This window comes from Streptomyces sp. NPDC029152 (genome assembly GCF_055564355.1).
In genome coordinates this window covers 53,741-76,558 of the sequence record NZ_JBVHWR010000016.1, presented here as the reverse complement: position 1 = coordinate 76,558, position 22,818 = coordinate 53,741, and the positions used below count along the sequence as shown (strand labels likewise).

The following is a 22,818-nucleotide window of genomic DNA, read 5'->3' as shown; positions in this document are numbered from 1 at the left end:
TTCCGACACACCTAGTTTCCGTTGATGACCTGTGGCATCAGCGAGGAAAGCAGACGAAATGTCTCACCTGCTCGACACCGTCGACGCCGCGTCGCTGCGCAGCGACATCCCGGCCTTCCGCCCCGGCGACACCGTCAACGTGCACGTCCGCGTCATCGAGGGCAACCGCTCCCGCGTGCAGCAGTTCAAGGGCGTGGTCATCCGCCGCCAGGGTGCCGGCGTGCGCGAGACCTTCACGGTCCGCAAGGTCTCCTTCTCCGTCGGCGTCGAGCGCACCTTCCCGGTGCACACCCCGATCGTGGAGAAGATCGAGCTCGTCACCCGCGGTGACGTCCGCCGCGCCAAGCTGTACTACCTGCGCGAGCTGCGCGGCAAGGCCGCGAAGATCAAGGAGAAGCGCGAGAGCTGAGCGCACTCCGAGGTCCATGGCGGAGCCGGATAACATCTGGCTCCGATGGACACCGAAGCACAGCCCACGGAGCGCGACCGCTCCTCCCGTCCTTCCGGCGCCGAGCAGACCTCGGACCCGGAGGGCCCGGAGGACCGGTCGCGTTCCGCGTTCTCGGCGTGGATCGCCGACCGGGTACCGGGCGGGCGGATCACCGTCGCCCTCCTCGCCCTCCTGATGTCCCTGCTGCTGCTCAGCACCTTCGTGCTGCGGCCGTTCCAGATCCCCAGCGGGTCCATGGAGCGCGGATTGAGGATCGGTGACCGGGTCCTCGTGAACAAGTTGGCGTACCGTTTCGGGGACCGGCCGCAGCGGGGCGACATCGTCGTGTTCGACGGCACCGGGTCGTTCGGGCACGGCGACTACATCAAACGCGTCGTCGGTGTGGGCGGGGACCATGTGGTGTGCTGCGACGAGGAGGGGAGGGTCCGGGTGAACGACCGTCCGGTCGACGAGTCGGCCTTCCTGTACCCCGGCGACCGTCCCTCCACGGTGGCCTTCGACGTCGTCGTGCCCGACGGCACCCTCTTCGTCCTCGGTGACCACCGCGGCGACTCCAGCGACTCGCGCGACCACCTGGGCTCACCGGGCGGCGGCATGGTCCCGGTGGGCGAGGTGATCGGCCGTGCCGACTGGATCGTCTGGCCCTTCGGGCACGCCACCCACCTCGGCCGTCCGGACGCCTACACGCGCGTGCCCGCACCGGCGCCGGCCGCCGAGGGCGCCGATGGGTAGCCGGGGGAAGCCGCGCGGGGCGCCCAGCAGTCCCACGGAGGACCTCCTGCCCACCGGGTCCCGGCGCGCCACCGCCCCGTCCGGCGGCCGGACCCGTGCCGAGCGCCGCAAGCTCCAGCGCAAGGTCAAGCGGCGCCGCAGACGCAGTGCCGTCAAGGAGATACCGCTCCTCATCGGCGTCGCCGTCCTCATCGCACTGGTCCTGAAGACCTTCCTCGTCCAGGCCTTCGTCATCCCGTCGGGCTCGATGGAGCAGACGATCCGGATCGGCGACCGCGTCCTGGTCGACAAGCTCACCCCCTGGTTCGGCTCCAGGCCGGAGCGCGGGGACGTCGTCGTCTTCCGCGACCCCGGCGGCTGGCTCCAGGGCGAGCAGACCGCCAAGAAGGACGCCCCCGTCGTCGTCAAGCAGGTCAAGGAGGGCCTCGCCTTCATCGGCCTGCTGCCGTCCGACGACGAGAAGGACCTCATCAAGCGGGTCGTCGGCGTCGGCGGGGACCACGTCGAGTGCTGCGACACCCAGGGGCGGATCACGGTCAACGGCGTCCCCCTGGACGAGGACTACCTGTACCCCGGCGACGTCCCCTCCACGACGCCGTTCGACGTCACCGTGCCCGAGGGACGGCTGTGGGTGATGGGCGACCACCGGTCCAACTCCGCCGACTCCCGCGTCCACCAGGACACCGACCACGGAACGGTCTCCGAGGACGAGGTGGTGGGGCGGGCCAGGGTGATCGCCTGGCCGTTCGGTCACTGGGCCACCCTGGACGAACCGAAAACGTACGCGTCCGTGCCCGACTCGGCCTCCGGTTCGGCCGCTGCCTCCGCGCTGTCGCATAGGGTTGCCCCCGACGATCCGAACACGATGATTCAACTCCCGACCCCTGCGGAACTCCCGCTCGTTATGGGAGTGGTGGGCCTGCGCCGTGCACGGGGCAGGCGGTGGCAGAGAGTAAGGAGTTGGCGTGGGGGATGTGGCGGTTGGCGCACGGTCCGGTCACGACGGCGAGGAACGTCCGGGGCGCCCCACGGAAGCGGCAGGCCCGCCCCCGGACGGCGCCCAGGCCTTCGCGCACGACTCCGGGACGGCCGAGGACGGCAAGGTGACGGACGAACAGAACGGGACCGAGGACGAAGGAGTGGGCGGGACTCCGCCCACGGCACGTTCCGCGGCCAAGAAGCAGCGTTCCTTCTGGAAGGAACTGCCGATCCTCATCGGCATCGCGCTGGTGCTCGCGCTGCTGATCAAGACCTTCCTGGTGCAGGCGTTCTCGATCCCGTCCGCATCGATGCAGAACACCCTCACGGAGGGTGACCGGGTTCTGGTCGACAAGCTCACCCCCTGGTTCGGCTCGGAGCCCGAGCGCGGCGAGGTCGTCGTCTTCCACGACCCCGACCAGTGGCTGGCGGGCGAGCCGGCGCCCGAGCCGAACGCGCTGCAGACGGTCCTCAGCTGGATCGGCCTGATGCCGTCCGCGGACGAGAAGGACCTGATCAAGCGCGTCATCGGAGTCGGCGGCGACACGGTCGAGTGCAACGGCACGGGCCCGCTCAAGGTCAACGGCATGGCGCTCAATGAGCCGTACGTCTACCCCGGCAACACGCCGTGCAGCGACGACGACCAGGGCGGCCGGTTCAAGGTGAAGGTCCCCGAGGGCTCCATCTGGGTCATGGGCGACCACCGGCAGAACTCCGCGGACTCCCGCTACAACCAGTCGGACAAGCACGGCGGCATGGTCCCCGTGAAGGAGGTCGTCGGCCGCGCCATCGTGGTCGCCTGGCCGGTCAACCACTGGGACACCCTGCCGGTGCCGGAGACCTTCGACCAGGACGGCCTGAAGAACCCGCCGTCGGCCGCCGCGGCGCTCACGGTCGCCCCCGAGGGCCTCGCCCTCGCGGGTGTCCTCCCGGTCGTCTGGTGGCGCCGCAGGCGGACCGCCCCCGCCGAGACCCGCTGAAGCACCGCGGATCCCGTCCCTCCGGGCCGGCCCGTCTCCGGCGCCGGGAGGGGCTGCCCCGTTCGGGTACCGCCCGGTAGGGTGCGGATCCATGGGTGGCGAGAGCACGACACGTACGGCCCCGCACGGCGGCGGCGCGAGCAAGGCCCCGGCGGCCGGCAGGGCCGGGCAGCGGCTGTCCGGCATCGCCGTGGCGCTGGGCCTGGTGCTGTTCCTCGGCGGGTTCGCCTGGGGAGCGGTGGTCTACCGGCCCTACACCGTGCCGACCAGCTCCATGACGCCGACGATCCACGCCGGTGACCGGGTGCTCGCGCAGCGGATCGACGGCACGGACGTCCGCCGCGGCGACGTCGTCGTCTTCAAGGACGCGACCTGGGCCGACGCCCCCATGGTCAAGCGCGTGGTCGCCGTCGGCGGGGACACCGTCTCCTGCTGCCAGGAGGGCAGGCTCAAGGTCAACGGCAAGGCGATCGACGAGCCCTACCTGCCCGCCGGCACGCCGGCCGAGATCAGTGCCTTCCCGACCGTGACCGTCCCCGAGGGACGCCTGTTCCTGCTCGGCGACGAGCGCGACAACTCCGTGGACTCCACCGCCCACCTCACCGACGCGGCGGGCGGCACGGTGTCGCACGGCGCCGTGGACGCCCGCGTGGACGCCGTGGTGTGGCCCATGAACGGCATGCTGGAGCGGCCGACGGGCTTCGAGACGCTGGGCGGCCTCTCCTCGCCGGGCCCGCTGCGCACGGTCGTCGCACTGGTGATCGCCGGAGCCGTCCTGATCCTCGGCGGCGCCGCGTACGGCCCGATCGCCAAGCGGGCCGCCGCCTCCCGCGCCCGGGCCGGGACGGAGCCCACCGGTGGCCGCTGAGGCGCCGGCGGGCCGGGAGACCTACGAGGGCGGGCTGCGCAAGGTCGCCCGGGTGGTGCTGCTCGACCCCGAGGACCGCATCCTGCTGCTGCACGGCCACGAACCGGACGACCCGGCCGACGACTGGTGGTTCACCCCCGGCGGCGGCGTGGAGGGCGACGAGACCCGCGAGGAGGCCGCCCGGCGGGAACTCGAGGAGGAGACCGGCATCACCGACATCGAACTCGGCCCCGTGCTGTGGCGGCGCCGGTGCTCCTTCCTGTTCGCGGGCCGCCGCTGGGACCAGGACGAGTGGTACTACCTGGCCCGCACCGCCCAGACCACGATCGAGGCCGCCGGCCTGACCGAGCTGGAGCGGCGCAGCGTCGCCGGAGCGCGCTGGTGGACGTGTCGGGAACTGGCCCGCGCACATGAGACGGTGTATCCGACCAGACTCGCCGAGCTGCTGCGCACGCTGCTCGACGAAGGTCCCCCGGCCGGACCGGTGATCCTGGACACCGAAATCGTCTAGGGGAGCACGGGACTGGCGCACAATGGGGGGATCGCACGGCTGAAGGGGAACATGCCATGAGCGCCGAGGACCTCGAGAAGTACGAGACCGAGATGGAGCTCAAGCTCTACCGGGAGTACCGCGATGTCGTCGGTCTGTTCAAATACGTGATCGAGACCGAGCGGCGCTTCTACCTCACCAACGACTACGAGATGCAGGTGCACTCGGTCCAGGGCGAGGTGTTCTTCGAGGTCTCCATGGCCGATGCCTGGGTGTGGGACATGTACCGACCGGCCCGCTTCGTGAAGCAGGTACGGGTGTTGACGTTCAAGGACGTGAACATCGAGGAGCTCAACAAGAGCGACCTGGAGCTTCCCGGCGGGTGACGGAGTTTTCCACAACCGGTGAGTAGTTCACCGTGTGTCACGGGACCGTCACGTCTGCGTGATCGTTGGCGCCGGAGGTGGTGCCGACATGAACGCACGAGGTGCGCTGGGCAGGTACGGCGAGACGCTCGCCGCCCGCCGGCTGGGTGAGGCCGGACTGACGGTCCTGGAACGCAACTGGCGCTGCGGCAGGACGGGTGAGATCGACATCGTCGCCCGGGACGGGGACGTCCTGGTCGTCTGCGAGGTCAAGACCCGCAGGGGCGGCGCTTTCGAGCACCCGATGGCCGCGGTGACCCCCGACAAGGCGGAGCGGCTGCACCGGCTCGCCGAGCGCTGGATCCAGGCCCACGGGGGAGCCCCGCCCGGCGGCGTCCGCATCGACCTGGTGGGCGTGCTCCTGCCGCGGCGCGGCGCGCCCGTCGTCGAGCACGCGCGGGGGGTGGCGTGATGGGGTTCGCGCGTACGTGCTCCGTGGCGCTGGTCGGCGTCGAAGGCGTGGTGGTCGAGGTCCAGGCCGACCTCGAACCGGGCGTGGCGGCCTTCACGCTGGTGGGGTTGCCGGACAAGAGCCTGACCGAGAGCCGGGACCGGGTCCGGGCGGCGGTGGTGAACTCGGGCGCCCAGTGGCCGCAGAAGAAGCTGACGGTGGGGCTCAGCCCGGCCTCGGTGCCCAAGAGCGGCAGCGGCTTCGACCTCGCGGTCGCGGCAGCCGTGCTCGGCGCGGCCGAGCGGATCGATCCGCGGATGCTGGCCGACATCCTGATGATCGGCGAGCTGGGCCTGGACGGACGGGTGCGGCCGGTGCGCGGCATCCTGCCGGCGGTCCTGGCCGCGGCGGAGGCCGGGTACGAGCAGGTGGTCGTGCCCGAGTGCGCCGCCGCCGAGGCGTCCCTGGTGCCCGGCGTCTCCGTCCTCGGCGTGCGCAGCCTGCGCCAGCTGATCGCCGTCCTCGCCGACGAACCCGTGCCGGAGGAGGACCAGGACCGGCGGGGCGGACCCGACCCGCTCATGGCCGGCCTGCGCGTGCCCGGCACGGGCGCGGCCACGGGGATGCCCGGCTCGGGCGCGGCCCAGCACGACCACGGCCACGACCTCGCCGACGTCGTCGGCCAGACCTCGGCCCGTACGGCGGTGGAGGTCGCGGCGGCCGGCGGACACCACCTCTTCCTGGAGGGGCCGCCCGGTGCCGGCAAGACCATGCTCGCCGAGCGGCTGCCCGCCGTCCTGCCCCGGCTGGACCGGGAGGCGTCGCTGGAGGTCACCGCGGTGCACTCGGTGGCGGGCCTGCTGCCGCCGGGCAAACCCCTCATCGACGTCGCCCCCTACTGCGCGCCGCACCACTCCGCCACGATGCAGGCCCTCGTCGGCGGCGGCCCCGGCGTGGGCCGGCCCGGCGCCGTGTCGCTCGCGCACCGAGGCGTCCTGTTCCTCGACGAGACCCCCGAGTTCAGCAGCCATGCCCTCGACGCGCTGCGCCAGCCGCTGGAGTCCGGGCACGTCGTCATCGCGCGCAGCGCGGGCGTGGTGCGGTTCCCGGCGCGCTTCCTGATGGTGCTGGCCGCCAATCCCTGTCCGTGCGGGCGCTTCTCGCGGAAGGACGACCTGTGCGAGTGCTCGCCCGCGTCGATCCGCCGCTACCAGGCCAGACTGTCCGGCCCGCTGCTCGACCGGGTCGACCTCCGCGTCGAGGTGGACCGGGTCACGCGCAGGCAGCTCGCGGGGCACGGCGCCCGGGGCGACTCCACCGCGACGGTCGCCGACCGGGTGCGCGGGGCGCGTGAACGGGCCGCCGCCCGCCTCGCCGGCACTCCGTGGCGCTCGAACAGCGAGGTGCCCGGACGGGAGCTGCGCAGCCGCTGGCACCCCGCACCCGGCGCGCTGGACGACGCGGAACGCTGCCTCGAACGGGGTGCGCTCACCGCACGGGGCCTCGACCGGGTCCTGCGCGTGGCCTGGACCGTCGCGGACCTCGTCGGCCACGACCGGCCCGACGCGAGGGACGTCGCCCTGGCGCTCCAGCTCCGCACGGGGGTGCCGCGCGGCGTTCCCATGGAACTGGGGACACTGACGTGACCGGGGGAGAGGGGGCGGCCGGGAGCGGCTGGGCCGGCCGGGAGGACGACGGCGTGGTCGGGAACGGCGGCGGGAGCACGGGGGCCGGCGAGGGCGGCGCGGGCCGGGGGGAACGGGTGGGCGGCGAGGCCGTGGAGGGCGAGCTGCTCGGACGGGTCTTCCTCACCCGGGTCCTCGAGCCCGGCGACGAGACCGGCGGACGGTGGGTGCGGGAGCGCGGGGCCGCGGAGGTGGTGCGGCGGCTGCGGGAGGGCGGGCGCGCCCTGCCGGGGGTGAGCGGAAAACGGTGGGCCGGGCTCTGCGCGCGGGCCGCTCGGGCCGACCCGTCCGGGGACCTCGCCGCCGCCCGGACGGCCGGGGTGCGGTTCGTGGTGCCCGGCGGTGCCGAATGGCCCCGGCAACTCGACGACCTGGGGGACGCACGGCCCCTCGGACTGTGGGTGCGCGGCCGGCCCAGCCTGCGCATGTGGGCGCTGCGGTCGGTGGCGGTCGTGGGCGCCCGCGCCTGCACCGAGTACGGCGCCCACATGGCGGCAGCCCTCGCCGCCGGCCTCGCCGAACGCGGCTGGGTCGTGGTGTCCGGCGGAGCCTACGGCGTCGACGGCGCCGCCCACCGGGGTGCCCTCGGCGCGGGCGGCGCCACCGCGGCCGTCCTCGCCTGCGGCGTCGACCGCCCCTACCCGCCCGGGCACACCCGGCTGATCACCAGGATCGCGGAGCAGGGGCTGGTCGTCGGGGAGCTGCCGCCGGGCGATCACCCGACACCGAGCAGATTCGTCCTGCGCAACCGCGTGATCGCCGCGCTCACCCGGGGCACCGTCGTCGTCGAGGCAGCCCTGCGCAGCGGCTCGCTGGTCACGGCGCGGGCGGCGCAGCGTCTGGGCCGGCACACCATGGGGGTGCCCGGGCCGGCCACCAGCGGGCTCTCCGCGGGGGTGCACGAGCTGCTGCGCGGCGACGCCGTACTCGTCACCGACGCCGCGGAGGTCGTCGAACTGGTCGGCGACATGGGCGAGCTGGCCCCCGACCGGCGGGGCCCGGTGCTGCCCACCGACCTGCTGGAACCCCGGGCCCGGCAGGTGCTGGCCGGGCTCCCGGCGCGGGGGACGGCGGTGGCGGCCGACGTCGCGCGCCGCGCACAGACCACCGAGGACGACGCGGTCGCGAGACTGTACGAGCTTCGAGCACTGGGTTACGTCGAACGACATGGCGACGGCTGGAAGTTGACACGCCAGGCGATGATCTCGGTCCGTGGCGGCCGGAGCCCGTGCTGACCGAGCGTGTTCGTCCGTCCGGGGGAAGCCCGATGCCCTTGGGGATTCCCGCAGTTGGGGGACTCGAATGACCACGCTGAGCGATCGGCGTCCCCCCTGTGGGGCGTCCAGCGGAACGTATCTGCGTACGACCCCCCGGCCGTCCTTCGCACACCGCGACAGCCCAGTCACGCTACGCTCACGATGCCCCCCGCGCGGACAGGCGACAACGGCGACAACCAGACAGCAGACCGACGGCCTCACCCCAGGCACACCACATCACGGCAGAACGGCACAAGGCGACGAATGCCCCAGCACACCTCCGGGTCCGACCGGGCGGCGCTCCCCCCAGCCGCCCGCGACGGTGGCAGCGTGCGACCGCCCGCCCCCTCGACGCTCGACGAGCTGTGGCGGTCGTACAAGGCGACGGGGGACGAGCGGCTGCGGGAACAGCTGATCCTGCACTACTCGCCCCTGGTGAAGTACGTGGCGGGCCGGGTGAGCGTGGGACTCCCGCCCAACGTCGAGCAGGCGGACTTCGTCTCCTCCGGGGTGTTCGGGCTGATCGACGCCATCGAGAAGTTCGACGTCGACCGGGAGATCAAGTTCGAGACGTACGCGATCACCCGGATCCGGGGCGCGATGATCGACGAGCTGCGCGCGCTGGACTGGATCCCGCGCTCCGTGCGGCAGAAGGCGCGGAGCGTGGAGCGGGCCTACGCGACGCTGGAGGCGCGGCTGCGGCGGACCCCGTCGGAGGGCGAGGTGGCCGGCGAGATGGGGATCGCGGTGGAGGACCTCCATGCGGTCTTCAGCCAGTTGTCGCTGGCCAACGTCGTGGCCCTGGAGGAGCTGCTGCACGCCGGGGGCGAGGGCGGGGGCCGGCTCAGCCTCATGGACACCCTGGAGGACACGGCCGCCGACAACCCGGTGGAGGTCGCCGAGGACCGGGAACTGCGGCGGTTCCTGGCGCGGGCGATCAACACGTTGCCCGAACGGGAGAAGACCGTCGTCACCCTGTACTACTACGAGGGGCTCACCCTCGCCGAGATCGGCAACGTGCTGGGCGTGACCGAGAGCAGGGTCAGCCAGATCCACACCAAGTCCGTACTGCAGCTGCGTGCGAAGCTGGCGGCGTTCGGCCGCTGACCTGCCCCGCGGCCCCCGTCCGACCGCGCCGACGGCCGGGGCCGCGGGTACGCGGCCGGGTGGGTGACTCCCGTACGGGCGAACGCCTCCGTAAAGTGGTGACGTGCCAAGGATTCGAGCGGCCTCCGTGGCCGAGCACCGGTCGATGCAGCGTGCCGCCCTGCTGGACGCGGCACGCTCCCTGCTGTCCGACGGCGGGACGGAGGCGCTGACCTTCCCCGCCCTCGCCGAGCGGACGGGGCTTGCCCGTTCGTCCGTCTACGAGTACTTCCGGTCGCGTGCGGCGGTCGTCGAGGAGCTGTGCGCCGTCGACTTCCCCGTCTGGGCCGAGGAGGTCGAGGCGGCGATGGAGCGTGAGACGACACCCGAGGGCAAGATCGAGGCGTATGTGCGCCGGCAGCTCGACCTGGTCGGGGACCGGCGGCACCGGGCCGTGGTGGCCATCTCCGCGAGCGAACTGGACGCCGGCGCCCGCGAGAAGATCCGGGCGGCGCACGGCGGCCTGGTCGCGATGATCGTCGAGGCGCTGGGCGAGATGGGACACGGACAGCCGCGGCTGGCGGCGATGCTGCTCCAGGGAGTCGTGGACGCGGCGGTGCGGCGGATCGAGCTCGGTGCGGCCGAGGAGCCGGCGGTGATCACGGAGGCGGCCGTCTCCATGGCGCTGCGAGGCGTCCGGGGCTGACCGCCCGGGACCCGGCGCGCACCGGGCGCCCGGCGGCGCGTCCCGGCCGGGTGCGATCGTGCGTCACGGGGCCGCTCCGGAGGGACCGCGGTGCCCGGCCTCACCTTCCTCGGAGCACCTTCCGGGCCCGTTCGGGCACGGGGCAGGCGCCTGTGGCCGCGGTCCGGTGGGGAGGGGGACTCCCAGCACCGGCAGCAGTCTCGACGGGCCCGCACCGAGCAGCCACGGCGGCAGCAGCGCGAGCGGGTTCAGGTAGACGTCTCCTCTCAGCACTCCCCAGTGCAGACACGCCGAGCAGTGGGGCCCCGTCGGCTCCACCGTGCCCAGCGGCTCGCCCGCGGCGACCTCGTCGCCCTCGTGCACCGACGCCCGCACCGGCTCGTACGTCGTCCGCAGCGGCGGACCGCCCGTCCCCGTCAGTTCCAGCGAGACGACGCCCCTGCCCGCGACCCGCCCCGCGAAGGACACCCTCCCCGCGGCGACCGCCCGCGCCGGGGCCCCGGCCGGCACGGCGAGATCCACGCCGCGGTGCCCCGGGCCGTACGGCGTCGCCGGGGGCTCCCAGCCCCGCAGGACCGTGGGCCGGGTGCCGACCGGCCAGAACCGGGCGACGGCCGGCACTGCGGGGCCCGGATCCCGCCGGGGGGCCGCCACGGAGACCGCCGCCGGCGTCACCGGCGGTGCCGGCCGCTCCGGTCGCGGCGGCCCCGGGGCCATGACGGCCGGCAGCATCGCCACCCACGCACACACACCCGCACATCGCCTCGCTCGCATACGGGAACCGTCCCGCACCGGGGCCGCCCGCCGCCCGGACCTGTGGACCACTCGCCGATTGTGGACAGCTGCGTCACCCGTCGCCCCTCGGGTCCCGTACACTTCTGATGGCGACCCGGGTGACCGGGTCGACTTCGCACGCCCCGACACGAAGCCCCAGGCTCGTGGCAGCGCCCCTCGGTCCCCAGTGGCACGGCGCATCGCGGGCGTCAGGCGCGGGAGCCGTCCGGCTTCCGCGGCACAACCGAGAAAATCAAGGAGATACGGCCATGGCCGTCGTCACGATGCGGGAGCTGCTGGAGAGCGGCGTCCACTTCGGTCACCAGACCCGTCGCTGGAACCCGAAGATGAAGCGCTTCATCTTCACCGAGCGCAACGGCATCTACATCATCGACCTGCTCCAGTCGCTGTCGTACATCGACCGCGCCTACGAGTTCGTCAAGGAGACCGTCGCCCACGGCGGCACGGTCATGTTCGTCGGCACGAAGAAGCAGGCGCAGGAGGCCATCGCCGAGCAGGCCACCCGCGTCGGCATGCCCTACGTCAACCAGCGCTGGCTGGGCGGCATGCTCACCAACTTCTCGACCGTCTACAAGCGCCTGCAGCGCCTGAAGGAGCTCGAGCAGATCGACTTCGAGGACGTGGCCGCCTCCGGCCTCACCAAGAAGGAGCTGCTGGTCCTCTCCCGCGAGAAGGCCAAGCTGGAGAAGACCCTCGGCGGTATCCGCGAGATGCAGAAGGTGCCCAGCGCCGTCTGGATCGTGGACACCAAGAAGGAGCACATCGCGGTCGGCGAGGCCCGGAAGCTCAACATCCCGGTCGTCGCCATCCTCGACACCAACTGCGACCCCGACGAGGTCGACTACAAGATCCCGGGCAACGACGACGCGATCCGTTCCGTCACCCTGCTCACCCGTGTGATCGCCGACGCCGTCGCCGAGGGCCTCATCGCCCGCTCCGGTGCCGCCACCGAGGGCAAGGGCGACAAGGCCGCGGGCGAGCCGCTGGCCGCGTGGGAGCGTGACCTGCTCGAGGGCGAGAAGAAGGCCGACGAGGCGGAGAAGCCCGCCGAGGCTCCGGCCGAGGCCGCTGCCGAGGCCCCTGCAGCCGAGGCCGCCGCCGAGGCCCCTGCCGCGGACGCCGAGCAGGCCTGACCCCTCACCACCTTCGGGTGCCGGACGGCGGGGACCACACCAGTCCCCGCCGTCCGGCCCGTAGATCCTCAGACTTCGAGAGAGATTCCGGAATCATGGCGAACTACACCGCCGCCGACGTCAAGAAGCTTCGTGAGCTCACCGGCGCCGGCATGATGGACTGCAAGAAGGCGCTGGACGAGGCCGAGGGCAACGTCGAGAAGGCCGTCGAGGCGCTCCGCATCAAGGGCCAGAAGGGCGTCGCCAAGCGCGAGGGCCGCTCTGCCGAGAACGGCGCCGTCGTCTCGATCATCGCCGACGACAACACCTCGGGCGTCCTCGTCGAGCTGAAGTGCGAGACGGACTTCGTCGCCAAGGGCGAGAAGTTCCAGAACGTCGCCACGGCCATCGCCGAGCACGTCGCCAAGGCCTCCCCGGCCGACATCGAGGCCCTGCTCGCCTCCGAGATCGAGCCCGGCAAGACCGTCCAGGCGTTCGTGGACGAGGCCAACGCCAACCTCGGCGAGAAGATCGTCCTGGACCGCTTCGCGCAGTTCTCCGGCGGCTTCGTGACCGCGTACATGCACCGCACGATGCCCGACCTGCCCCCGCAGATCGGTGTCCTCGTCGAGCTGGACAAGCCGAACGCCGAGATCGCCAAGGGCGTCGCCCAGCACATCGCCGCCTTCGCGCCGAAGTACCTCTCCAAGGAGGACGTCCCGGCCGAGGTCGTCGAGTCCGAGCGCCGCGTCGCCGAGGAGACCACCCGCGCCGAGGGCAAGCCCGAGGCCGCCCTGCCGAAGATCGTCGAGGGTCGCCTCAACGGCTTCTTCAAGGACGCCACGCTGCTGGGCCAGCCCTACGCGCTCGACAACAAGAAGTCCGTCCAGAAGGTGCTGGACGAGGCCGGTGTCACCCTGAAGCGCTTCACGCGCATCAAGGTCGGCATCTGAGTCCGTACCGCGACGGACGCGCGACCCCGGTAGGGTCGACAGCAGTCGTCCGTGCCGCCGCCGTCCGCCTCCGGGCAGACGCGCGTGGCGGCGGACGACAGCAGAACTGACGAGGAGGCCATTGCCGCGCACGGGATGCGAACCATCCACCGGCAATGGCCTCCTTCGTATGTGTGAACCACGTAAAAGAGGCGAGATCTCCATGACCACCAAGGCCGAGAAGAGCGACGACGGCAAAGTACGCGGCCGCTTCATGCTGAAGCTGTCCGGAGAGGCATTCTCCGGCGGTGGGGGCCTGGGCGTCGACCCCGACGTGGTGCACGCCATCGCCCGTGAGATCGCAGCCGTCGTCCGCGACGGAGCGCAGATCGCCGTCGTCATCGGCGGCGGCAACTTCTTCCGCGGCGCCGAACTGCAGGTGCGCGGCATGGACCGCGCCCGCTCCGACTACATGGGCATGCTCGGCACCGTGATGAACTGCCTGGCCCTCCAGGACTTCCTGGAGAAGGAGGGCGTCGACTGCCGCGTGCAGACCGCCATCACCATGGGCCAGGTCGCCGAGCCCTACATCCCGCTGCGCGCCGTGCGTCACCTGGAGAAGGGCCGCGTGGTCATCTTCGGCGCCGGCATGGGCATGCCGTACTTCTCCACCGACACCACCGCCGCCCAGCGCGCCCTCGAGATCGACGCCGAGGCGCTGCTCATGGGCAAGAACGGCGTGGACGGGGTCTACGACTCCGACCCGAAGACCAACCCGGACGCCGTGAAGTTCGACGCGCTCGGCTACGGCGAGGTCATCACCCGCGACCTGAAGGTCGCCGACGCCACGGCCATCACCCTCTGCCGCGACAACGACCTCCCGATCGTGGTCTTCGAACTGCTGAAGGAGGGCAATATCGCCCGCGCCGTCAAGGGTGAGAAGATCGGCACGCTGGTGGGTGACCAAGGAAACCGGGACTGACCAAAGAACACCCCCTGCCCGCGGACGCCACCTGTCCGGGGGACGGACGGGACGGGGCCGGGCCGGGGGATGGACAATGTCCCGCCGGTCGGGAACCGTGCAGGAAGAAGACGCGACGCAGCCGGCCCGGCTCCGACAGGATCCGCCGCCGGGCCTACTCAAGACACGCAGGAGCAAGTGGTGATCGAAGAGACCCTCCTCGAGGCCGAGGAGAAGATGGAGAAGGCCGTCGTGGTCGCCAAGGAGGACTTCGCCGCGATCCGCACCGGCCGTGCGCACCCGGCGATGTTCAACAAGATCGTGGCCGACTACTACGGCGCGCTGACGCCGATCAACCAGCTGGCCTCGTTCTCCGTGCCCGAGCCGCGCATGGCCGTGGTGACGCCGTTCGACAAGAGCGCCCTGCGCAACATCGAGCAGGCGATCCGCGACTCCGACCTGGGCGTCAACCCCAGCAACGACGGCAACATCATCCGGGTGGTGTTCCCCGAGCTCACCGAGGAGCGCCGCCGCGACTACATCAAGGTCGCCAAGGGCAAGGCCGAGGACGCCAAGGTGTCCATCCGCTCCGTGCGCCGCAAGGCCAAGGACACCATCGACAAGATGGTCAAGGACGGCGAGGTCGGCGAGGACGAGGGCCGCCGCGCGGAGAAGGAGCTCGACGACACCACGGCCAAGTACGTCGCCCAGGTGGACGAGCTCCTGAAGCACAAGGAAGCCGAACTGCTCGAGGTCTGATGAACGACTCTTCCTGGGGAGCGCCGCCACAAGCCGGGTACTGGGGGCCGTCCGACCAGGGTCCTGCCCAGGGGACGGCCCCGGCGGGTCCCGCGTACGATGCGCACAACGCGCAGCAGACTCGCCCCATGCCCATCGTGCCCGACGTACCCGAACACGGCGGAGACCAGGATGGCGACCAGGGGGCCGCTCGGCTGAGCGGCCCCCTGTTCCGAGACGAGCCGTTCCGCGACGACACGTATCGCGGCGAGACCCCGTCGGCGCAGCCGTATGCGGCGGTGCCGCAGAATCCGGAGCCCATGCCCGACGCCCAGCAGCCGGCGCAGCCGCAGCCGCAGAAGAAGAGCGCGGGGCGCGACCTGGGCGCCGCGATAGGGGTCGGCGTCGGGCTCGGCGCGGTGATCATCGCGTCGCTGTTCGTCGTCAAGGCCGTCTTCGTCGGTGTCATCGCGATAGCCGTCGTGGTGGGTCTGTGGGAGCTGACCACGCGGCTCCAGGAGCGCAAGGACATCAAGGCGCCCCTCGTGCCGCTCGCGACCGGCGGCGCGGCGATGGTCGTCGCCGGGTACGTGCGCGGAGCCGAGGGCGCGTGGGTCGTCATGGCGCTCACGGCGCTGGCGGTCCTCGTGTGGCGGATGACCGAACCGCCGGAGGGCTACCTCAAGGACGTCACGGCGGGCCTGTTCGCGGCCTTCTACGTACCCTTCCTGGCCACGTTCGTCGCCATGATGCTGGCGGCCGACGACGGCCCCTGGCGCGTCCTGACCTTCCTGCTGCTGACGGTCGTCAGCGACACCGGCGCGTACGCCGTCGGCTGGCGCTTCGGCAGGACCAAGCTCGCCCCGCGCATCAGCCCCGGCAAGACCCGTGAGGGCCTGCTCGGAGCGGTGGCCTTCGCGATGGCGGCGGGCGCGCTGTGCATGCAGTTCCTGATCGACGGCGGTTCCTGGTGGCAGGGCCTGCTGCTGGGTCTCGCGGTCGCGGTCAGCGCCACGCTGGGCGACCTCGGCGAGTCCATGATCAAGCGGGACCTGGGCATCAAGGACATGGGCACGCTGCTGCCGGGCCACGGCGGCATCATGGACCGCCTGGACTCTCTCCTGCCGACGGCGCCGGTGGTGTGGCTGCTGCTGGTGATCTTCGTCGGCTCGGGCTGACCCTCGCGCACGACCGCGCCGGGCCCTCGTCCTCCTGCGGGACGAGGGCCCGGTCGCTTGTCGGACGCCGGGGCCCAGGGTCCCCTCAGGGCACGGGCGGGGCTGGGGGACGACGGCAGGTACCACGGGGAGCCGCCCTGCCGCCGGTGCGAGGCGCTCCCCGGCCAGAAGGGCCGGCGTCGGCCGCGGCGGTACTGCGGGGCGTGGTACCGCACGAAAACCTATGTGAGCGACGTGGTCGTCCTGATCACGGGCCTGTTCCGAGGGCGGCCGGGCCATCCCGGTGGATCTGCGACACTGGGAAGGTCATGCCTAAGCCCGGAGAACTCACATTCGTCGCCCCGCGCGGAGCCAAGAAGCCGCCGAGGCATCTCGCCGATCTCACGCCCGCCGAGCGCAAGGAGGCCGTCGCCGCGATCGGTGAGAAGCCGTTCCGCGCGAAGCAGCTCTCGCAGCACTACTTCGCGCGGTACGCCCACGACCCCGAGCAGTGGACCGACATCCCCGCCGGTTCGCGCCAGGGGCTGCGGGACGCGCTGCTGCCCGACCTGATGTCGGTCGTCCGGCACCTGTCGACCGACCAGGGCACCACCCGCAAGACGCTGTGGAAGCTGTTCGACGGGACGCTCGTCGAGTCCGTGCTCATGCGCTACCCGGACCGGGTGACCATGTGCATCAGCTCCCAGGCGGGCTGCGGCATGAACTGCCCCTTCTGCGCCACCGGACAGGCCGGGCTGGACCGGAACCTGTCCACCGCCGAGATCGTGCACCAGATCGTCGACGGCATGCGGGCGCTCAGGGACGGCGAGGTCCCCGGCGGCCCCGCGCGGCTGAGCAACATCGTCTTCATGGGCATGGGCGAGCCCCTCGCCAACTACAACCGGGTCGTCGGAGCCATCCGCCGCCTCACCGATCCCGAGCCCGACGGGCTGGGACTGTCCCAGCGCGGCATCACCGTCTCCACGGTCGGTCTGGTCCCGGCGATCCACCGGTTCGCCGACGAGGGCTTCAAGTGCCGCCTCGCCATCTCCCTGCACGCCCCCGACGACGAGCTGCGCGACACCCTCGTCCCCGTGAACACGCGGTGGAAGGTGCGCGAGGTCCTCGACGCCGGCTTCGAGTACGCGGCGAAGTCCGGTCGCCGGCTGTCCATCGAGTACGCGCTGATCCGCGACATCAACGACCAGGCGTGGCGCGGCGACCGGCTCGGACGGCTGCTCAAGGGCAAGCCGGTGCACGTCAACCTCATCCCGCTCAACCCGACGCCGGGCTCGAAGTGGACCGCCTCGCGGCCCGAGGACGAGAAGGCGTTCGTCGCGGCGATCGAGGCGCACGGTGTGCCGGTGACCATCCGGGACACCCGTGGACAGGAGATCGACGGGGCGTGTGGTCAGCTCGCCGCGAGCGAGCGGTAATCTGACCGGCGTACGTCCTCGTTTTCAGACATCTTCATATTCCGACAGGGGAGCGCCACAGCGCTGAGAGTGCGGCACCGGCCGCAGACCCTCCGAACCTGGCCCAGGTCATTCTGGGTAGGGAGATCGGTCATCACTCGAGCTGTTGCGCCCTGCCCGGGACCTCGTCAGGGGTCCCGGGCAGGGCCGCGTCTTCTCCTGGTGACCCAGGAGGAATTCCGTGAGCATCACCAAGAAGGTCAGTGCCCTGGCCGTCGGGCTCGGCCTCGTCGGCGGCCTGGCCGCCTGCGGATCGTCGTCCGACGGCGACGACCAGGGGGCCGGCGGTTCCAAGACCGTGACCCTCGTCAGCCACGACTCGTGGGCCGCGTCCAAGAACGTCATCGCGGACTTCGAGAAGAGCTCCGGCTACAAGGTCAAGGTCCTCGAGGACGGCGACGCCGGACAGGCCGTCAACAAGGCCATCCTCACCAAGGACAACCCGCAGGGCGACGTCTTCTTCGGCGTCGACAACACGCTGCTGTCCCGCGCGCTCGACAACGGCCTGTTCCAGCCGTACGAGCCCAAGGGCTCCGACATGATCCTTCCCGAGTACCGGGTCGACCAGGACAGGCACCGCGTCACGCCCATCGACACCGGTGACATCTGCGTCAACTACGACAAGGCGTACTTCAGCGAGCACAAGCTGACCCCGCCCGACTCCTTCGACGACCTCGCCAAGCCCGCGTACAAGAACCTCCTCGTCACGGAGGACGCCGGCAGCTCCTCGCCCGGCCTCGGCTTCCTGCTGGGCACCGCCGCCAGGTACGGCGACGACGGCTGGGAGGGGTACTGGAAGAAGCTGAAGGCGAACGGCGTCAAGGTCGTCGACAGCTGGGAGCAGGCGTACAACGAGGAGTTCTCCGGCTCGTCCGGCGGCAAGAAGGCGAAGGGCGACCGCCCGCTCGTCGTCTCCTACGCCTCCTCGCCCCCCGCCGAGGTGATCTACGCCGACCCGAAGCCGGACACCGCGCCCACGGGCGTCGCCACCGGCACCTGCTTCCGCCAGGTCGAGTACGCGGGCCTGCTGAGCAACGCGAAGAACCCCGAGGGCGGCAAGGCGCTGCTCGACTTCCTGATCAGCAAGGAGTTCCAGGACGACATGCCGCTGAACATGTTCGTCCACCCGGTGCGCGAGGCGGCCCAGGTCCCGCCGGAGTTCGTGAAGTACGGCCCGCAGGCCGAGAACCCGCAGACCCTGGACCCGGAGAAGATCGCCGACAACCGCGACCAGTGGGTCAAGTCGTGGACCTCGCTCCTCCTGAAGTGACCGAAGCGACCGAAGCGACCGAGGCCGCCCGCGCCGCCGGCACCCGGCGGCGCGGGAGCGCGGCGCGGCTGGCCCTGATGGCCGGCCCCGTCGCGTTCTTCGCGGTCTTCTTCGCCTACCCCGTCGCCGCGATCGTCGCGCGCGGTCTGGAGGTCGACGGGGTCTGGCGGTTCGGGCGGATCGGGGACGTGCTGGCCCAGTCCGACGTCCGGCACGTGCTGTGGTTCACCACCTGGCAGGCGCTCGCGTCCACCGCGCTCACCCTGCTGATCGCCCTGCCCGGCGCGTACGTCTTCGCCCGCCTCGACTTTCCCGGCAAGCAGGTGCTGCGGGCCGTGGTGACCGTGCCGTTCGTGCTGCCGACGGTCGTGGTGGGCACCGCGTTCCTAGCGCTCGTCGGGCGGGGCGGACTGCTCGACGAGCTGTGGGGCGTCCGGCTGGACACCACGGTGTGGGCCATCCTGCTCGCGCACGTCTTCTTCAACTACGCCGTCGTCGTACGCACCGTCGGCGGACTGTGGGCGCAGCTCGACCCGCGCCAGGAGGAGGCCGCGCGGATGCTCGGCGCCTCCCCGCTGCGGGCCTGGCGACGGGTCACCCTGCCGGCGCTCGCCCCCGCCGTGGCCGCCGCCGCGCTGATGGTGTTCCTGTTCACCTTCACCTCCTTCGGCGTCGTCCAGATCCTCGGCGGGCCCGCCTTCTCCACCCTGGAGGTGGAGATCTACCGGCAGACCTCGCAGATCTTCGACCTGTCCACGGCCGCCGTGCTGACGCTGATCCAGTTCGCCGCGGTCTGCACCATCCTCGCCGTGCACGCCTGGACGGTACGGCGGCGCGAGACGGCGCTGCGGCTGGTGGACGCCTCCCGCACCGCGCGCCGCCCGCGCGGGGCCGGGCAGTGGGCGCTGCTGGGGGGCGTGCTCGTCACCGTCGCCGTCCTCGTCGTGCTGCCGCTCGCCGTGCTGGTCCAGCGGTCGTTCGGCGCCGGCGGTCTCGGCTACTACCGGGCCCTGACCCACGAGGACGGCGGCACCTTCCTGGTCCCGCCGATCGAGGCGGTCGGCAACTCCCTGCAGTACGCCGTCGCCGCCACCGCGATCGCCGTGGTCATCGGCGGTCTGGCGGCGGCCGCGCTCACCCGGCGGGACGCGGGCCGCCTGGTGCGCGGCTTCGACGCGCTGCTGATGCTGCCGCTCGGGGTGTCCGCCGTGACGGTCGGCTTCGGTTTCCTGATCGCCCTGGACGAACCCCCGCTGGACCTCAGGTCCTCCTGGATCCTGGTGCCGCTCGCCCAGGCGCTGGTCGGCGTCCCCTTCGTCGTACGCACCATGCTGCCGGTGCTGCGGGCGGTGGACGTGCGGCTGCGGGAGGCGGCGGCGGTGCTCGGGGCGTCGCCGTGGCGGGTGTGGCGGGAGGTCGACCTGCCGATGGTGCGGCGGGCGCTGCTGATCGCCGCCGGGTTCGCCTTCGCGGTGTCGCTGGGGGAGTTCGGGGCGACCGTGTTCATCGCCCGGCCCGACAACCCGACGCTGCCGGTCGCCGTGGCGCGGCTGCTGGGGCGGCCCGGGGACCTGAACTACGGGCAGGCGATGGCCCTGTCGACGATTCTGATGGTGGTGTGCGCCGTGGCCCTGGTGGTGCTGGAGCGGCTGCGGACCGACCGGAGCGGGGAGTTCTAGGGATGCTGCTGAGTCTGCGGGGAGCGACCGTCCGCTTCGGCGGGCGGGCCGTGCTCGACGCCGTCGACCTGGAGGTCGCCGAGCACGAGGTCGTGTGCGTGCTGGGGCCCAGCGGCAGCGGCAAGTCGACGCTGCTGCGCGCGGTCGCCGGCCTCCAGCCGCTGGACGCCGGACGGGTGGTGCTGGACGGGCGGGACCAGTCCGGGGTGCCCGCGCACAAGCGCGAGGTCGGGCTGATGTTCCAGGACCACCAGCTGTTCCCGCAGCGGGACGTGGCCGGGAACATCGCCTTCGGGCCGCGGATGCGGGGTGCGTCGCGGGCCCGGCAGCAGGAGGACGTACGGGAGCTGCTGGAACTGGTGGGCCTGCCGGGCGCCGCCCGCCGGTCCGTCGCCGCGCTCTCCGGCGGTGAGCAGCAGCGGGTGGCGCTGGCCCGCGCCCTCGCGCCCCGGCCCCGGCTGCTGATGCTGGACGAGCCGCTCGGCCAGCTCGACCGCTCGCTGCGGGAGCGGTTGGTGGTGGAACTGCGCGAGCTGTTCGGCCTGTTGGGCACCACCGTGCTCGCCGTGACGCACGACCAGTCGGAGGCCTTCGCGCTCGCCGACCGGGTGGTGGTGATGCGGGACGGGCGGATCGCCCAGGAGGGGACGCCGCTTCAGGTGTGGCAGCGGCCGGCGGACGCCTTCGTGGCCCGCTTCCTCGGCTTCGACAACGTGGTGGAGGCGACCGTCGCCGGGCAGGTCGCGGCCACCCCCTGGGGCAAGGTGCCGGTCCCCGAGGACGCTCCCCAGGGCACGCGGACCGTGCTCGTGCGGCCCGCCGGGGTCAGGATCGTGCCCGCCGACGCCGGCCTGCGCTGCACGGTCGCCGCCCGCACCTTCCGCGGCACCCACGTCGCCGTCCGCCTGCAGCCCAAGGACGCGCCCCGCCTGGAGGCGGCGTGCGCGCTGCGGGCGGCTCCGGAGGTCGGGGACACGGTCGGGGTGGAGTTCGACGGGGCGGAAACCGTGGTGCTCGGGTGATCGTCCCGCTCCTAGGATGCGGGTCATGACGTCACTGGCACACGAGCGTTACTGCGACGAGACGGCCCACCAGGTCGGACAGTTGAGGGATCTGGTGACCTCCGGCACCGATCTCTCCGCCACCGTCCCGACCTGCCCGGACTGGTCCCTGGAGGACCTGGTCCGGCACACGGGAGGCGCGCTGCGCTGGGTGGAGCTGCTGGTGCGCACCCGGGCCCGGGAGAACGTCCCCGACGAGCAGGTGCCGGGCGCCGCCGGTCCGGACGCCAGGGGCGACGCCGCCGCGCTGGACGCCTGGCTGGCGGAGTCGGGCGAGGCGCTCGTCGGCGCGCTGCGCGAGGCCGGGCCGGAGGCGAAGGTGTGGTCGTGGAGCGGGCGGCACGACGCGGGCTTCTGGGCGCGCCGGATGACGCACGAGGTCACCGTCCACCGCGCGGACGCCGTGCTCACCGCCGGACAGCCCTACCGCGTGGCGCCGGACGTGGCCGCCGACGCGATCGACGAATGGCTGGAGATCGTCCAGTTCGTGCAGCGGACCGGCACGGACCCCGAGGCGAACGAGCTGCGCGGGCCCGGCCGGAGCATCCACCTGCACGCCACCGACGCCGCTTTGGAACTGAACGCCGAGTGGCTGATCGAGCTCGGCGAGGACGGCCTCACCTGGCGCCGCGGCCACGAGAAGGCGGACGCCGTTCTGCGGGGGCCCCTCACGGACGTCCTGCTCGCCTTCTACCGCCGGCTGCCGCTGGACGCCCCCGGTCTGGAGGTGCTCGGCGAGCGGGAGTTGCTGGAGTTCTGGCTGGAGCGGGCCTCGTTCGGCTGACACGACGGTGGCCCGTCCCCGGCCGGGGACGGGCCACCGTTCGTACGGATGTCACAGGGCGTCAGCGGCTGCCGTTCGCCCCGCGACGGCGCAGGCCGAAGAAGACCGCGCCGCCACCGACGACGACGAGGGCCGCCGCGATGCCGACGATCATGCCGGTGTTGGAGTTCGCACCGGTCTCGGCGAGGTGGGACTCACCGGCCGCCGGGGACGGGGCGCTGCTCGGCACGGCCGCCGGGGCGGTGCTCTCGCTCTGCGAGGCGGAGGGGGCCGACGGCGACGGGGCCGGAGCCGGCGTCCCGGTCTCCTCGGCCGGGGCGGACGAGCTCTGGGAGGGGGTCGGGGACGGCGTGTCCTCGGTCTCGCAGGCGGTCGCCGGGGTCACGAGGTTCGGCTCGATGTCCTCGTCGACGTAGCCGCCGGCCTTGACGTGGATGCGGTACTCGGCGTTCGGCTTCCAGTCCGCGGCGAAGGTGATGGTGCTGCCCTCGCGGGAGCCCCTGACCACCTGCTCGCCGATCTTCTGGGCGTCGGAGCCCTTGTTCTCCAGGTACACGGTGACGGTGGCGGGGACGCCGGCGGGGTCCACGTCGGTGACGGTGATGATCCCCTTGCCGCCGTCGCACGTGGCGGCGGCGGAGAACTCGCCGATGTCGCAGGCGAAGGCGTTGCCGGCGGCGCCGATCGCGAGGGCCGCCGTGGCCGAGGCGACGCCGAGGGCACGGACGCTACGGCGGGACGCCGTGCGGCTGAGTATGGACAGGACTGCCACGTTGTTCCTTCACGGGAAGCGCGGATGCGGGGGG

23 protein-coding genes, 1 pseudogene and 1 riboswitch are annotated in these 22,818 nt (G+C 72.2%); of the genes and pseudogenes, 22 read left to right on the top strand and 2 right to left on the bottom strand.

The genetic code is table 11. The features are described 5' to 3' along the window. The first annotated feature begins 58 nt into the window (after positions 1–58). From rplS to ACZ4V6_RS28360, 12 genes and pseudogenes are all read left to right on the top strand, one after another. Positions 59–409: a 50S ribosomal protein L19 gene (rplS, locus tag ACZ4V6_RS28415; RefSeq protein ID WP_077798892.1), complete on the top strand. Its 351-nt coding sequence runs from the start codon at positions 59–61 to the stop codon at positions 407–409. A gap of 45 nt (positions 410–454) precedes the next feature. Then, complete coding sequence (gene lepB / locus ACZ4V6_RS28410; protein ID WP_467832995.1) at positions 455–1,183, top strand: signal peptidase I; 729 nt, start codon at positions 455–457, stop codon at positions 1,181–1,183. Beyond that, positions 1,176–2,255 (top strand): annotated as a pseudogene (gene lepB, locus ACZ4V6_RS28405) (signal peptidase I); the annotation flags it as partial. The gene lepB (ACZ4V6_RS28410) and the pseudogene lepB (ACZ4V6_RS28405), both read left to right, overlap by 8 nt. Next, positions 2,149–3,141, top strand: a complete 993-nt coding sequence (lepB, locus tag ACZ4V6_RS28400) for a signal peptidase I (protein ID WP_467832992.1) — start codon at positions 2,149–2,151, stop codon at positions 3,139–3,141. The pseudogene lepB (ACZ4V6_RS28405) and the gene lepB (ACZ4V6_RS28400), both read left to right, overlap by 107 nt. 91 nt (positions 3,142–3,232) lie before the next feature. Further along, positions 3,233–4,009: a signal peptidase I gene (lepB, locus tag ACZ4V6_RS28395; RefSeq protein ID WP_467832990.1), complete on the top strand. Its 777-nt coding sequence runs from the start codon at positions 3,233–3,235 to the stop codon at positions 4,007–4,009. Further along, on the top strand, positions 3,999–4,520 hold the full coding sequence (locus ACZ4V6_RS28390; RefSeq protein ID WP_467832987.1) for an NUDIX hydrolase: 522 nt from the start codon (positions 3,999–4,001) through the stop codon (positions 4,518–4,520). The genes lepB (ACZ4V6_RS28395) and ACZ4V6_RS28390 overlap by 11 nt, the downstream gene beginning before the upstream one ends. A 56-nt stretch (positions 4,521–4,576) precedes the next feature. Next, positions 4,577–4,885: a DUF2469 domain-containing protein gene (locus ACZ4V6_RS28385; protein ID WP_003965949.1), complete on the top strand. Its 309-nt coding sequence runs from the start codon at positions 4,577–4,579 to the stop codon at positions 4,883–4,885. A gap of 88 nt (positions 4,886–4,973) precedes the next feature. Continuing rightward, a complete protein-coding gene (locus tag ACZ4V6_RS28380) occupies positions 4,974–5,336 on the top strand; it encodes a YraN family protein (RefSeq protein WP_467832983.1) in 363 nt (120 codons plus the stop codon). Beyond that, positions 5,336–6,961, top strand: a complete 1,626-nt coding sequence (locus tag ACZ4V6_RS28375; RefSeq protein WP_467832980.1) for a YifB family Mg chelatase-like AAA ATPase — start codon at positions 5,336–5,338, stop codon at positions 6,959–6,961. Before ACZ4V6_RS28380 ends, ACZ4V6_RS28375 begins: the two co-directional genes overlap by 1 nt. 116 nt (positions 6,962–7,077) lie before the next feature. After that, the gene (dprA, locus tag ACZ4V6_RS28370) at positions 7,078–8,235 is read left to right on the top strand and encodes a DNA-processing protein DprA (protein ID WP_467833159.1); all 1,158 of its coding nucleotides are present in this window, start codon (positions 7,078–7,080) and stop codon (positions 8,233–8,235) included. A 285-nt stretch (positions 8,236–8,520) separates the two neighbouring features. After that, positions 8,521–9,363, top strand: coding sequence for an RNA polymerase sigma factor WhiG (whiG, locus tag ACZ4V6_RS28365; RefSeq protein WP_351016594.1), 843 nt, complete (start codon positions 8,521–8,523; stop codon positions 9,361–9,363). Between the two features lie 127 nt (positions 9,364–9,490). Then, a complete protein-coding gene (locus ACZ4V6_RS28360) occupies positions 9,491–10,048 on the top strand; it encodes a TetR/AcrR family transcriptional regulator (protein ID WP_467833155.1) in 558 nt (185 codons plus the stop codon). A gap of 63 nt (positions 10,049–10,111) precedes the next feature. On the opposite strand, the gene ACZ4V6_RS28355 is transcribed toward ACZ4V6_RS28360, so the two are convergent. Further along, positions 10,112–10,780: a M23 family metallopeptidase gene (locus ACZ4V6_RS28355; RefSeq protein ID WP_467833150.1), complete on the bottom strand. Its 669-nt coding sequence runs from the start codon at positions 10,778–10,780 to the stop codon at positions 10,112–10,114. A 311-nt stretch (positions 10,781–11,091) separates the two neighbouring features. On the opposite strand from ACZ4V6_RS28355, the gene rpsB reads away from it, so the two are divergent. From rpsB to ACZ4V6_RS28305, 10 genes are all read left to right on the top strand, one after another. Then, positions 11,092–11,976 (top strand): 30S ribosomal protein S2, encoded by an 885-nt coding sequence (rpsB, locus tag ACZ4V6_RS28350; RefSeq protein ID WP_467832976.1) that lies wholly within the window; start codon positions 11,092–11,094, stop codon positions 11,974–11,976. Positions 11,977–12,071: 95 nt separating this feature from the next. Then, positions 12,072–12,908, top strand: coding sequence for a translation elongation factor Ts (gene tsf, locus ACZ4V6_RS28345; RefSeq protein WP_467832974.1), 837 nt, complete (start codon positions 12,072–12,074; stop codon positions 12,906–12,908). A 202-nt stretch (positions 12,909–13,110) separates the two neighbouring features. Continuing rightward, positions 13,111–13,869, top strand: coding sequence for a UMP kinase (gene pyrH, locus ACZ4V6_RS28340; RefSeq protein ID WP_467832972.1), 759 nt, complete (start codon positions 13,111–13,113; stop codon positions 13,867–13,869). Between the two features lie 180 nt (positions 13,870–14,049). Continuing rightward, positions 14,050–14,607: a ribosome recycling factor gene (gene frr, locus ACZ4V6_RS28335; RefSeq protein ID WP_467832969.1), complete on the top strand. Its 558-nt coding sequence runs from the start codon at positions 14,050–14,052 to the stop codon at positions 14,605–14,607. After that, positions 14,607–15,764, top strand: a complete 1,158-nt coding sequence (locus ACZ4V6_RS28330; RefSeq protein WP_467832966.1) for a phosphatidate cytidylyltransferase — start codon at positions 14,607–14,609, stop codon at positions 15,762–15,764. Before frr ends, ACZ4V6_RS28330 begins: the two co-directional genes overlap by 1 nt. Positions 15,765–16,072: 308 nt before the next feature. After that, complete coding sequence (rlmN, locus tag ACZ4V6_RS28325; protein ID WP_467832964.1) at positions 16,073–17,179, top strand: dual-specificity RNA methyltransferase RlmN; 1,107 nt, start codon at positions 16,073–16,075, stop codon at positions 17,177–17,179. Between the two features lie 36 nt (positions 17,180–17,215). Then, positions 17,216–17,321: riboswitch (TPP riboswitch) on the top strand. A gap of 78 nt (positions 17,322–17,399) precedes the next feature. Further along, positions 17,400–18,488, top strand: coding sequence for a thiamine ABC transporter substrate-binding protein (locus ACZ4V6_RS28320; protein WP_467832962.1), 1,089 nt, complete (start codon positions 17,400–17,402; stop codon positions 18,486–18,488). 77 nt (positions 18,489–18,565) lie between these two features. Continuing rightward, on the top strand, positions 18,566–20,167 hold the full coding sequence (locus ACZ4V6_RS28315; protein WP_467833147.1) for an ABC transporter permease: 1,602 nt from the start codon (positions 18,566–18,568) through the stop codon (positions 20,165–20,167). 2 nt (positions 20,168–20,169) lie between these two features. After that, a complete protein-coding gene (locus ACZ4V6_RS28310; protein ID WP_467832959.1) occupies positions 20,170–21,189 on the top strand; it encodes an ABC transporter ATP-binding protein in 1,020 nt (339 codons plus the stop codon). 25 nt (positions 21,190–21,214) lie between these two features. Further along, complete coding sequence (locus ACZ4V6_RS28305; RefSeq protein WP_467832956.1) at positions 21,215–22,012, top strand: maleylpyruvate isomerase family mycothiol-dependent enzyme; 798 nt, start codon at positions 21,215–21,217, stop codon at positions 22,010–22,012. Positions 22,013–22,073: 61 nt separating this feature from the next. Here ACZ4V6_RS28305 and ACZ4V6_RS28300 read toward each other — a convergent pair whose 3' ends face one another. After that, positions 22,074–22,784, bottom strand: coding sequence for an LAETG motif-containing sortase-dependent surface protein (locus ACZ4V6_RS28300; protein WP_467832954.1), 711 nt, complete (start codon positions 22,782–22,784; stop codon positions 22,074–22,076). Positions 22,785–22,818: the final 34 nt, after the last annotated feature.

Coding starts and splice junctions, on each gene's coding strand:
- whiG (WP_351016594.1), top strand. CDS start 8,521: ATGCCCCAGCACACCTCCGGGTCCGACCGGGCGGCGCTCCCCCCAGCC.
- ACZ4V6_RS28315 (WP_467833147.1), top strand. CDS start 18,566: ATGGCCGGCCCCGTCGCGTTCTTCGCGGTCTTCTTCGCCTACCCCGTC.
- ACZ4V6_RS28385 (WP_003965949.1), top strand. CDS start 4,577: ATGAGCGCCGAGGACCTCGAGAAGTACGAGACCGAGATGGAGCTCAAG.
- ACZ4V6_RS28375 (WP_467832980.1), top strand. CDS start 5,336: ATGGGGTTCGCGCGTACGTGCTCCGTGGCGCTGGTCGGCGTCGAAGGC.
- tsf (WP_467832974.1), top strand. CDS start 12,072: ATGGCGAACTACACCGCCGCCGACGTCAAGAAGCTTCGTGAGCTCACC.
- rpsB (WP_467832976.1), top strand. CDS start 11,092: ATGGCCGTCGTCACGATGCGGGAGCTGCTGGAGAGCGGCGTCCACTTC.
- ACZ4V6_RS28305 (WP_467832956.1), top strand. CDS start 21,215: ATGACGTCACTGGCACACGAGCGTTACTGCGACGAGACGGCCCACCAG.
- ACZ4V6_RS28355 (WP_467833150.1), bottom strand. CDS start 10,780: ATGCTGCCGGCCGTCATGGCCCCGGGGCCGCCGCGACCGGAGCGGCCG.
- pyrH (WP_467832972.1), top strand. CDS start 13,111: ATGACCACCAAGGCCGAGAAGAGCGACGACGGCAAAGTACGCGGCCGC.
- lepB (WP_467832990.1), top strand. CDS start 3,233: ATGGGTGGCGAGAGCACGACACGTACGGCCCCGCACGGCGGCGGCGCG.
- ACZ4V6_RS28310 (WP_467832959.1), top strand. CDS start 20,170: ATGCTGCTGAGTCTGCGGGGAGCGACCGTCCGCTTCGGCGGGCGGGCC.
- lepB (WP_467832995.1), top strand. CDS start 455: ATGGACACCGAAGCACAGCCCACGGAGCGCGACCGCTCCTCCCGTCCT.
- rplS (WP_077798892.1), top strand. CDS start 59: ATGTCTCACCTGCTCGACACCGTCGACGCCGCGTCGCTGCGCAGCGAC.
- rlmN (WP_467832964.1), top strand. CDS start 16,073: ATGCCTAAGCCCGGAGAACTCACATTCGTCGCCCCGCGCGGAGCCAAG.
- ACZ4V6_RS28380 (WP_467832983.1), top strand. CDS start 4,974: ATGAACGCACGAGGTGCGCTGGGCAGGTACGGCGAGACGCTCGCCGCC.
- ACZ4V6_RS28330 (WP_467832966.1), top strand. CDS start 14,607: ATGAACGACTCTTCCTGGGGAGCGCCGCCACAAGCCGGGTACTGGGGG.